Origin of the sequence: Trinickia sp., assembly GCF_051961175.1 — a bacterium.
Lineage (GTDB): Bacteria > Pseudomonadota > Gammaproteobacteria > Burkholderiales > Burkholderiaceae > Trinickia.
On record NZ_JBQCDN010000475.1, the window covers coordinates 1 to 3,700 of the forward strand.

A 3,700-nucleotide genomic window follows, 5' to 3' on the forward strand; every position below is an offset into this window, starting at 1 on the left:
TGCCTGCGGGGCGCGTACCGGCTTTGGGCAGCGTGCCGCCCGCGTGGCTCAGCGTGCCCGTCAGCGCGAAGTAGCCGCTTGCCGAGCTCGTGCAGGAAAGCTTCGTCGTCTGCGTGCCGGCAGGCACCGCGAACGAGCCGCTGCCGCGCAGGTTGCCGGTGTAGTCCTGAACCGACCAGTTCACGCGGTCGGCGGCCGGCGCCTTCGTCACGAATTGAATCGTGAACACGCTGCTCAGCGGGAACATGCGCACGCCGTTGGCCACAGGCGTATCGGCCGAGATCAATCCATTCGCTGTCCCGCCCGCCACTGTCGTCGCCGCGGCCGAGCACGTGATCGAATTGGCCGGCGGCGTTTGCGCCTGGGCACTGCTCGATCCGACGCTGGCGAATGCATAAATCGCAGCCGCAGCAATATTAAGGAGTCCTAATGAATGGGGCGTGGGGGCTTTGAACACAGATTGCATCGATTGACCTTTTAACCGGGGGTACTGAACGGATTCGCCAGATATCGAACCATGGCGATCGAATTTCGAGGAGCCTTGAGCGCTGCCAGTTGCATGAGTTGAACGCTAGGGCTGCAGTACGTTCAGTATCGTTTGTATCGCTTTTCTTGCCTATTCGGCGAGCACTGAACCTTTTGTAATATGTGCTGGGGATCGCGTCGGAACTTTCCTACAGCCCGCGTAGTACGCGCGACGACATGAATGTCCGGAATGCGAAGCGGCGGCGGGACGGCGGGCCTATGCGGGGCGCGCAGAGCCAGGCACAGCGCGAGGAAGCGCGGAGACAGGGGAGAGAGCGGAGAAAGCGGTAATGCGGCCGAAACGGCAAAATGCCAGGCGTCAGCCTGGCATTTTGCGTGAGGATCAAGTGAAACTTACTGTCCCTTACTATCCCTTACTATCCCTTACTGTCCCGTGTAACCGACCGGTGCCGTGACCTGCGCCTTCATCACGCTGGCGTTGTTCGACACCACGTAGATCGGCGTTTCGGTCAGCGTCAGGTTGGCCACGCCGTTCGTGTACGGGACTTGCGTCGGGTTACCCATCATGTCGTACACCGTCACATTGCCGCTGGTGCCGGCAGCATCGACCGTCAGTGCGTAGTTCGTGCTCGCGGTCTGGCTATAGACACCGCCTGTCGTCGGCCAATTCGCGTTGTTGTGCGTCCAGAGGGTCGTCACCACCGTGCCGCTCGTGCCGAGGCGTTGGAACGCGTAGCCGTAGACCATCGAAGGCAGCCCGTTCAGATGGCCAAGCGTTTGCGTTCCGTCGATCAGACGCGTCATCGCAGCGTACGCCATTGAAACAGGCTTCGGGCTCAGCGTCGTCGCGTGGAAGTCGCCCGTCGGGTTGACGATGTCGAAGAACGTGCCGAAGCCGATTTCCGTCGGGTAGTCCGAACCGTAGAAGAAGTACGTCACTTGCGCCCCTTCGCCGAGCACGATCAAGTGCCCACGAGCGGAAACGGCAGCTTGTGCGTACAGCTGGTTCGCCGAAGGACCCGTCGCGTACGTGACGCCCGTATCGTACGCCACACCGAGCTCGGTCGACCACAAGCGCATGTTCGGCTTGAAGGTCTGCATCGCAGCGCGAAGGTTACGCATCTGATGATCGAGCGCCAGGTTCTGGTAGTACGTGCTCGTGTTCGTGTCGTAGAGCTCCGGCGGGAAGGCCGGGGAATCGTGGTTCGCCCAGTAGCTGTGCGTCGTGATGCCGTCGACGTAGTTCTGCAAGCCAAGCGAGGCATACGTCTGCAGCCAATTGCCCGTGCACCAGTTACCGGCGGTGCCCGGATCGGGGCTCGTCACGCCCATCACAACTGCATTCGGATCCGTCGAGTGCACGCCTTGATAGACGGCCTTATACATCGCCACGAAGTTCGCGGGCGTATCCAGCCACGACGGTTCCCACGTCACTTGGTAGTAGTTGTTTTTCATGTTCGGGAAGTACGCCTTGCGGATCGCTTCCGTATCGGCGCCGACGCGGCCCATGTAGCCTTGGAAGTACGTCAAGTCGCTCGGCGCATAACTGTCCTGCACGGTCGCGCCAGTCGGGCTGGCCCAGCCGGGAATGCCGTCCAGACGCACGAGGCGGGCGACGTTACCCGTCTTGTACAGCGAGTCGACGTTGGTCACGCTTTGCGTTGCGGTAGGATTCCAGCTGTTCGCGCGGAACGGCTCCATGTTCGACAGCTGACGCCAGTCAATCGTTTGCGCGATACCCAGCGCGCTGAGCACGGCCGGTTTGTCGCTTTCGCCCTGCATGCCGAAGCGATGCTGCTCTTGGCTCGTATAGGTTGCCGCAGGCAGCACGGACGTCGAGACGTTCGGCAAAACGCCGAACGTTGCGATACCCGTCGGACGCGTACCGGCCTTCGGCAACGTGCCGCCCGCGTTGTTCAACGTAGCCGTCAGGGCGAAATAGCCACTTGCCGCGCCCGTGCAGGAAATCTTCGAAGTTTGTGCGCCTGCCGGAACAGCGAACGAGCCGCTGCCGCGAATGTTGCCGACATAGTCCTGCACCGACCAATTCACGCTGTCGGCGGCGGGCGCGTTCGTCACGAATTGAATCGTGAATGCGCTGCCTTGCGGGAACATGCGCACGCCGTTCGACACCGGCGTATCGGCCGTGATCAGGCCGTTGGTCGTGCCGCCTGTCGTGATCGTCGCAGCGGAGCACGTGATCGAATTGGCCGGCGGCGTTTGCGCCTTTGCACCCGTGGAGCCAACGCTCGCGAATGCGTACACTGCGGCGGCTGCGATATTTAGGAATCCTAAGGAACGGATGGCGGGGGAGTTGAACAAGGATTGCATGGATTGACCTGTTAACCAAGAGCACTGAACGGGGTCGCCGGATATCCAACAGCGACGATTGAATTTCCGCGGACCCCGTGAGCGCTACCAGTTTCGATTGAGCTGAACGCTTGGTGCCTGCAGTACATTCAGTATCTTTGGAATCGCTGTCGCTGCCTATCCGGCGAGCACTGAAGCTTCTGTAATATGTGCAGCCGATCGCGTCAGGACTTTCCTACAGGTCTCGCGGCATACTCAGCAGCGCAGGTTTCCGGTATGAGAAGTGGCGGCAGGGCGGAGAGATGGAGGCCTTGTGCAACGGTGTTTTCCGTGCGGGATTCGAGGTGAGGCGCGCATCGATCGTGATCGAACGCGGTGGCGTCGACGGTAGTCGACCAGGCGGATCATCCGGCGGAGGGGACCCAACGGGCCCGGAGGTACAAGAAAGCGGTCGTGCCGCCGGAACGACAAAATGCCAGGCCTGAGGCCTGGCATTTTGCGTGAGGGTGAAGTGAAGCTTGCTGCGACGCCTGCTTCGGCGCCCGTTTCCCCGCTTATTGCCCCGCTTACTGCGTCGCTTATTGGCCCGTGTAACCGACCGGTACCGTGACCTGTGCCTTCATCACGCTGGCGTTCTTCGACACCACGTAGATCGGCGTTTCCGACAGCGTCAGTTGAACCACACCGTTCGTGTACGGCAGGACGGCCGGGTTGCCCATCATGTCGAACGTCGCCACCTTGCCGCTCGTGCCCGGTGCATCGACCGTCAGCGCATAACTCTGGGTCGCGCTCTGGCTGTACACACCGTTCGACGTCGGCCAATTCGCGTTGTTGTGCGCCCACAGCGCCGTCACCACCGCACCGCTCGTGCCCAGGCGTTCAAATGCATAGCCGTGAACCGAGG

Annotated in this window: 2 protein-coding genes and 2 pseudogenes; 1 reads left to right on the plus strand and 3 read right to left on the minus strand. The window is 61.3% G+C overall.

From position 1 onward, the window contains the following. Nucleotides 1–229: pseudogene (locus ACTHL0_RS27030) on the minus strand (hypothetical protein); the annotation flags it as partial. Between ACTHL0_RS27030 and ACTHL0_RS27035 the strand changes: the two are divergent. Then, entirely contained in the window at nt 222–398 is a 177-nt protein-coding gene (locus ACTHL0_RS27035) for a hypothetical protein (protein ID WP_440570201.1), read from the plus strand. The pseudogene ACTHL0_RS27030 and the gene ACTHL0_RS27035 overlap by 8 nt on opposite strands. A 511-nt stretch (nt 399–909) precedes the next feature. On the opposite strand, the gene ACTHL0_RS27040 is transcribed toward ACTHL0_RS27035, so the two are convergent. Both ACTHL0_RS27040 and ACTHL0_RS27045 read right to left on the minus strand, forming a co-directional pair. Next, complete coding sequence (locus ACTHL0_RS27040; protein WP_440570202.1) at nt 910–2,751, minus strand: hypothetical protein; 1,842 nt, start codon at nt 2,749–2,751, stop codon at nt 910–912. A gap of 623 nt (nt 2,752–3,374) precedes the next feature. Continuing rightward, nucleotides 3,375–3,700, minus strand: a pseudogene (locus ACTHL0_RS27045) (hypothetical protein); the annotation flags it as partial.